At 39.6% G+C, this 7,145-nt stretch carries 6 protein-coding genes; 2 read left to right on the top strand and 4 right to left on the bottom strand.

Going from position 1 to position 7,145, the window contains the following annotated elements; translation table 11 throughout:
- Nucleotides 1-114: 114 nt before the first annotated feature.
- Nucleotides 115-1,938: a M3 family metallopeptidase gene (locus V7122_RS10365; RefSeq protein WP_335526596.1), complete on the top strand. Its 1,824-nt coding sequence runs from the start codon at nt 115-117 to the stop codon at nt 1,936-1,938.
- A 124-nt stretch (nt 1,939-2,062) separates the two neighbouring features.
- On the opposite strand, the gene V7122_RS10360 is transcribed toward V7122_RS10365, so the two are convergent.
- The 4 genes from V7122_RS10360 to V7122_RS10345 all read right to left on the bottom strand — a co-directional run bounded on the left by V7122_RS10360 (nt 2,063) and on the right by V7122_RS10345 (nt 5,628).
- Nucleotides 2,063-3,307: an NAD(P)/FAD-dependent oxidoreductase gene (locus tag V7122_RS10360; protein WP_335526594.1), complete on the bottom strand. Its 1,245-nt coding sequence runs from the start codon at nt 3,305-3,307 to the stop codon at nt 2,063-2,065.
- Complete coding sequence (locus V7122_RS10355) at nt 3,304-3,636, bottom strand: (2Fe-2S)-binding protein (RefSeq protein WP_335484580.1); 333 nt, start codon at nt 3,634-3,636, stop codon at nt 3,304-3,306. Before V7122_RS10355 ends, V7122_RS10360 begins: the two co-directional genes overlap by 4 nt.
- On the bottom strand, nt 3,629-3,904 hold the full coding sequence (locus V7122_RS10350) for a (2Fe-2S)-binding protein (RefSeq protein ID WP_066291766.1): 276 nt from the start codon (nt 3,902-3,904) through the stop codon (nt 3,629-3,631). The genes V7122_RS10355 and V7122_RS10350 overlap by 8 nt, the downstream gene beginning before the upstream one ends.
- A 71-nt stretch (nt 3,905-3,975) precedes the next feature.
- Entirely contained in the window at nt 3,976-5,628 is a 1,653-nt protein-coding gene (locus V7122_RS10345; protein WP_335526601.1) for a sigma-54 interaction domain-containing protein, read from the bottom strand.
- A gap of 202 nt (nt 5,629-5,830) precedes the next feature.
- Here V7122_RS10345 and V7122_RS10340 point away from each other — a divergent pair, with 202 nt between their 5' ends.
- Nucleotides 5,831-7,015 carry an NAD(P)/FAD-dependent oxidoreductase gene (locus V7122_RS10340; protein ID WP_335526592.1) on the top strand — a complete coding sequence of 395 codons (1,185 nt, stop codon included), beginning with the start codon at nt 5,831-5,833 and terminating at the stop codon, nt 7,013-7,015.
- Nucleotides 7,016-7,145: the final 130 nt, after the last annotated feature.

Raw genomic sequence — 7,145 nt, 5'->3', positions numbered from 1 at the left:
AATTGAAATTAGATATTGGCATACATTTTGCATTAGTAATTTAGAAGTTTCCTAAAAATAATATACATCTTGTAAAATACATATCTTTAAAAAATTTAAAAGGAGAGTATTAACATGAGTCAAATAACTCGTAAAGATGTTCCAGAAGCGGAAACTTGGAACCTTGCTGATATTTTCAGTTCTGATGAGGAATGGGAGCGTTCCTACTCAACACTTGATAAAGACTTTGATGAAATACTAAAAGAATCTATTTCTTTAAATGATGCAAAAGAAACAGTTGAATTAATAAAAAGGTATGAGCAAATACTAGGTGAATTAGATCGTACTTCATGTTATGCAATGTATAAATACTCGGAAGATGAATCAGATTCTTTAAATCAAAAGATGATGGGGCGTTCGCAAATCCTTGTTGGTAAAGGGAATAATGTCACAATGAAAGTTGTGAATGCTTTATTACATATTCCGAAAGAGGAGCTCGATCAATATATTATTGAAGAAGTAGAACTGCTATCATTTAATCGATTTTTAGAAAGGATCGAGGAAAAGCGGAAACATTCTTTGACACCAGAAATGGAAGAAGCATTAGCTTCCCTATCTCAATCATTAAACACACCAGAATCCTTATTTCTTACTGTAACTTCTTCAGATATAAAATTTGCCCCAGCCACTGACCGAAATGGGAAAGAGGTTCCTGTTTCCATTCATATGTACTTTACTCAAATAGAAACATCTCCAGACACTATTTTACGAAGAAATGCCTATCAATCGTTATCAGATGGATTAAAGAAATATCAGCATGGTCTGGCAAAAACATTATCCGCCGAAATAAATAAAAATGTAGCGTTGGCTAAGTTAAGAGGGTTCTCATCGGCAATAGATATGCTGCTTCAATATTCATCGCCTGAAACCCAAATTTACTCCGCTGATGGAATTTCATCCGATTTTTTTGAAAGTATATTAGATACTTTTCGTACTGAACTTTCACCGCATATGCAAAGATATGCTAAATTGAGAAAACGTCAACTCGGATTAGATCAATTACTGTTTTCCGATGTAAAGGCACCGTTAGATCCTGATTTTGACCAGCCAATTAGTTATCAGGAGGCCGGGGAAATCATTACTGCAGCAGTTGGTGTACTAGGACCAGAATATCAGGAGCATATCCAGCGTGTATTCACAGAAAGATGGGTATACAGAGGTGACAATGTTGGCCGAAGAATGATTGCGTTTGGAGGCGGAGTCCATGGTGTTCATGGCTATTCCTTCTATCCTTGGGGCGGAAATCTATTCGATCTGATGCTTTTAAGCCATGAGCTAGGGCATACGATGCATTATTCGCTATCTGCAGAAAATCAACACTTTATTAACAATGCCCAATCATTATTATTCGCTGAAGCACCTTCAACCTTGCATGAACATCTTGTTGTTGACTATTTGCGGGAAAATAGAGACGATCCGAGATTACATCGGTGGTTAAATATGTATTTAATGATGAGCTACCATCATAATTGTGTTACACATGTTCTTGAAGCTGAGCTGTTGCGCAGACTTTATAAAATTGCGGAAAGTAGTGTACCGTTAACAACTTCAATTATTAGTGAAACGAAAGGAAAGATACTGTCTGAATTTTGGGGAGATACGGTAGAGATTGATGAGGGAGCAAAATTGACTTGGATGAGGCAGCCTCATTATTATATGGGACTTTATCCATTCACATATTCTGTTGGAATATCGGCATCCAGCATTATTGCACAGCGAATAAAGACAGAAGGTCAAAGTGTTGGTGAACAATGGACAGAGGTTGTCAAAAAAGGCGGCAGTATGAATGGACTTGATCTATATAAAATGGCGGGACTTGATATGTCAACTACAGAGAACCTGAAGCTTGCCATTGCAAATATAGCCAGAATAGTTGATGAGTTGGAACAAAGCTTTTAAGGGATCCTAGCCAATCCTTCAATATCATGCAATAGGAGGGACAATATGGAACTCATAATAACAAATGAAAAATGCTGTATTGCGAAGAATTAGGGATAGTATGCTCACTATCCCCTTTTTTTGATTAGCTAATTTTTATATTTGAACTTTCATTAACTTTGTTTGCATAAAGTCTTTCCCACAGCTCATACATTTTTCTTCTGCCTTTATCAATTTCCGGGTTGAATTGAATAGCTGCTTGTTCGCGGACTATATGGACGTTTTGCACGGCTTGGTCCAGTTTATCTTCAATGGCTGAACCGCCTTTACCAGCATGTTTAGCAATAGAAAAACCAGCGATTGTTCCTTGGGCCATGGCGATTTTTCCGCTTTCAATTCCGGTAATATTCCCAGCAACATAAAGACCTTCAAGCGGAGTTTCCATCGTTTCTGAATGATGGGGAACATGGCCACCAAGCTCAGGAATGTAATGGAATGGGCAGCCGGCAACAGCAGTAAGCTCTGCAAGTGGATATAAACCGCCAGCAATACAGACGAAATCAGCATCATATATAGTTTCCGTGCCAGGGATGATGTTTCCATACTCATCAGTATCAGCTACTCGAACCCCTTCTACTTGTTCGGTTCCGATAATTTCTAAAGCAGCTTTTCGAAGGAGCAGCGGTGTCCCATTTACTTTTACCCCATTTTTAGGGAAAAATTTCATCCCCATTTTACGGAACCAATCATTTTTCATGAACCGACTTCCCATTCGTAGTAGAGGGGATGGAGCAAGATGTGCTGCATTTAGCAGTGATTTCATAACCTCTTCTGGTTCGCCTGCTTTCCCGCTCAATGGGCCTTTTTCTGGAAGTATGATTCGATCTACACGAATGCCGGCTAATTGTAATTCATTTAAAATGGCAAAGGCTAAAATATTAGCTCCAATAATGATCCCTTTCTTACCTACTTGGACACGATGAACGTTTGTCATGACTTGAGCTGCGCCAATCGACATAACGCCAGGAAGAGTCCAGCCTGGGAGAGGAATTGGGAACTCTGCAGCCCCAGTGGCCACTAGTACATTAGGAGCTGTCAAAGTACCAATGCTCGTATGTACATTCCATAATTCATCGTTCTTTTCCAGGTTGTAGACAGACACTCCGCATCGAATGTCGACTGCTAATTTTTTCGCTTCTTGATGAAGTCTCTCTGATTCCTTTATGCCGTTCCACCATTCGCCAGACGGTTCTTGGTGAAGCTGGCCTAATAATCTGCCTCCGGGTTTTACAAATTCATCAATTACGGTTACCTTCAGACCTGAAGAAGCACTTGCAATGGCTCCAGCTAATCCAGCAGGCCCCGCTCCAATAATAATGATATCCATCATTGCTGCTCCACCATCTTTCTAACAATATTAGGAAGATGCTTTCCGCTTTCAACGACCATGTCTTTTTCGACAACTGTTAGACATGCTCTTACGTTTGCTTGATGATTAACTGTGACTCGGCATTCCATACAGTGGCCAATATTACAGTAAAATCCCCGAGGTGTCCCGCAATCCTCATGAACCCGCAGTTTTCGAATTCCGTTTGCTAAAAGTGCAGCGGCAATCGTTTCATTTTCAAATGCTTCAATCGTTTTCCCATCAAATGTAAAGGGGATGGATTTTCTATCTTCTAATTTCCCTAAAATAGGGTGGTCTATAATTCTAGTCATTATTTTCACCTACTGTTCCAAATGTTACTGGGCGAATCGGCGGCTGGTATTTTAATGGGATATCACCTTGAGAAATATTAGGAATGACATCTTCAATGATTCTATCTAAAGGAATTCTGCATGTGCGACCGCCGCAAAAACCCATACCTGCTCTTGTTCGCAATTTTAATTCCCTAGCTGTGCATTGATGTTCCTCTGCCGTGGAACGCAGATCGCCATAGGTAACTTCTTCACAGCGGCAGATTACAATGGCCTCTTTGTTGTTCATTTGGAAACCTCCTCTATTTTCTAACTATGAAAAATACTATGCAAAAATCGTACCAATTTTAGAGGAAGGCATTAACTTAGGCCGAGACGTTTTAGTCTATTATATAAGGTAGCTCTCGTGATACCGAGCCTTTTGGCACATTCAAGTTTATTTCCGTTTGCAATAAGAAGTGCTTTTTCTAGCACTCTTTTCTCATGCTGATCCATTTCCTCTTGAAGAGGCAAGATGGTATTGTCCATTTCAAAGGAATCACTTTGTTCAGTCATTGTATCTATATGGTTATCAATTGGATGAGAATGAAAAGGCAAATATTCCTTTTTAATTGACCCATCTGTCGCAAAGACAACGAGACGTTCAACAACATTCCGAAGCTCACGAATATTCCCTGGCCAATCATAACGCAGCATTTCCTGCAAAACCTCTTGTGAGAACTGATGAATCGGTCTCTGATATAGAATCGAAAAATCGTTTAAAAAATAATGAGTGAGTTCAATAATATCTTCCCGTCTTTCTCTTAAAGGGGGGATCTGCAAACTAACGACATTTAACCGGTAATACAAATCTTCGCGAAATTGCCCTTCGTTCATTAAATCTATTAAATTCCTATTTGTAGCTGCAATTACACGAAAATCCGTTTCAATTTCTTTTTCCCCGCCAACTCGGTAAAATTTCCTCTCCTGCAAGACTCGAAGCAGTTTAACCTGCATTTCAAGCGGCAATTCGCCAATTTCATCCAAGAACAGTGTGCCGCCTTTTGCTAATTCAATTTTGCCTTTCTTTCCTTTTTGATCAGCACCAGAGAAAGCTCCGCGTTCATATCCAAAAAATTCACTTTCAAATAATGAAGCAGGAATAGCGCCACAGTTTATCGAAATAAATGGTGAATCAGCTCCTTCGCTCGCTTCATGAATGGCTTTAGCAAACACTTCTTTGCCGACACCGCTTTCTCCTAGTATCAAAACAGTTGATTTAACTGAGCACACCTTTTTTGCCATTTGGACTGTTCGCTTAAGCGCAGTGCTGTTCCCTTTAATTAAACTAAACGGGTCAACCGAGTGTTTATATTTCGCAACCTCCTGTTCCAAACGATGAACTTCTGTTGACATATTGAATAGTTTCTCGTTAAGGACGACCTGATTTGTTACATCTGTCTCCGACACAACTGCGCCAATGATTTGATCATTGAAATATACCGGATTTGAGTTAATCAGGACGAATAAATCCGATCGGGGCTGGTGATGCTGACGGGAAATTCTTTTTCCCCTATGTAACGACTGCAGAATTTCAAGATCCTTATGCTCGAAGAAATTAGTAATGGGCTGTCCTAAAATTTCCCTTTCCTTCACTGAAAAGATTTTTTCGGCCCCTTCAGTCCATGTGCATACACGCTCTTGATCATCTATTACCGTGACAGAGGCATCCATTGTTCTAGTAACAGTTTCATAGAAAGCTTTTAGTTGATTATAAGAATTATTGAGGAAATAAATAATTTCGGCCGCAGTTATATAGCCAATTGGCTGTTTATCAGAATCTAAAACAACGACTGATGATACTTGAGAATCGGCTGGTACTAAAGCTTCAAATGAATCATGGATACTGACTGCCGTGCTACGGGCTTCATCAACAAAATACTCACCAGCTCTTTCAAAAATATTTTTGCCAACTATTAATTTAATTAAATTATTTTCGATCATTTTTTTTATCGGCGGTAATGAAAACACAATTTCCCCTCCAAACGTGTAAAAAAATATACACACTGTAAAAGATATTATACATGAGTTTATCAAATTTTTTTGAAATTCTAAATATGTTGATGCTGAATTTTACAAAAATAAGCGTGAATTGTCGATTTTGTTACAAACGGCTTTTTGGCACGTTACTTGCATTAGAAAATGAAAGGCAACTAAGCGAAGGGAGATTGAGTATGTGAAACATTGTGATGTGTTAGTGATTGGCGGCGGAATTATGGGCTGCTCCATTGCCTATTATACTTCTAAATCTGGAAAAGACGTAACGATCCTTGAAAAAGGAGAATTTGTCAGTGGAACATCATCAAGATGTGACGGGAACATCCTTGCCATTGATAAAGATCCGGGTTTTGACAGTCAAATGTCGTTAGTCAGCCAGAAATTAGTTGATGAGTTAAGTAGAGAATTAGAGCATAAATTTGAATATCGTGCACCAGGAAGTATTCTTGTTTGCGAGTCTGAGGAGGAAATGGAGGCAGCACAGAAATGGGTTAACCGTCAAAAAGAGGCTGGTCTGCCATTCCGTATGCTTGACCGTCAGGATATTCGCCAGGAATCCAAGTTTTTTGCAGACGATTTATTAGGCGGTTTAGAATGTGCTACTGATTCCACCGTTAATCCTTATATGCTTGCTTTCTCTCTGCTAGATGCAGCAAAAAAATTAGGGGCAAAAGCTTATAAGCAAACAGAAGTGAAATCAATGAAAAAAGAAGTAAATGGGACCTTTACTGTTGAAACAACAAATGGAGTGTTTACAGCTAATCATGTTGTCAACGCAGCAGGGATATGGGCTCCAAAGTTGGGAGAAATGCTGGATCTACGTATTCCGATTGAGCCGAGAAAAGGTCATATTATTGTTGCATCAAGGCAGGAGCATGTAGGTTCGCGGAAGGTCATGGAGTTTGGTTACTTAATTTCTAAATTTGGCGGACAGCGCCGGGTTGACCCTTTAACAGAAAAATATGGGGTGGCACTTGTCTTTGAACCAACAGAGAGCCAAAACTTCCTTATTGGCAGCAGCAGGGAGTTCGCAGGATTCAATTTACAAGTAAATAATGAAATTCTTAAATGCATTGCCAATCGTGCGATCCGCTTTTATCCGAAAATGGCGGATATGATGGTGATCCGTTCATATGCGGGCTTGCGGCCATGGACAGAGGACCATTTGCCAATCGTTTCTAAAGTGGAGCATATTCCAAACTATTACATAGCGGCTGGTCATGAGGGAGATGGAATTAGCCTTTCAGCTGTTACAGGAAAAGTCATTGAAGAACTGATTAATAATAAGGAAACATGTATTCCTGTTGAGCCGCTAAGTTATAACCGGTTTACCTCTATTCAGCATTCATCTCCTGTCCTTTAAGTGGGAGATAAATGCAAAAAAGATAACTATTTCAACAGGGTTTATTCCCTTGCTGAATAAAGTTAAGCCTCCGGCGGATGCCTCAGATTTTTATCGGGCGATGCCCGATAAAAATCTGGGCGCAAATCTG

The organism is Bacillus sp. JJ1532, assembly GCF_036965085.1.
Taxonomy (GTDB): domain Bacteria; phylum Bacillota; class Bacilli; order Bacillales; family Cytobacillaceae; genus Cytobacillus.
The sequence above is the reverse complement of the archived record's forward strand: the minus strand, read 5'-3'. Positions and strand labels throughout refer to the sequence as shown.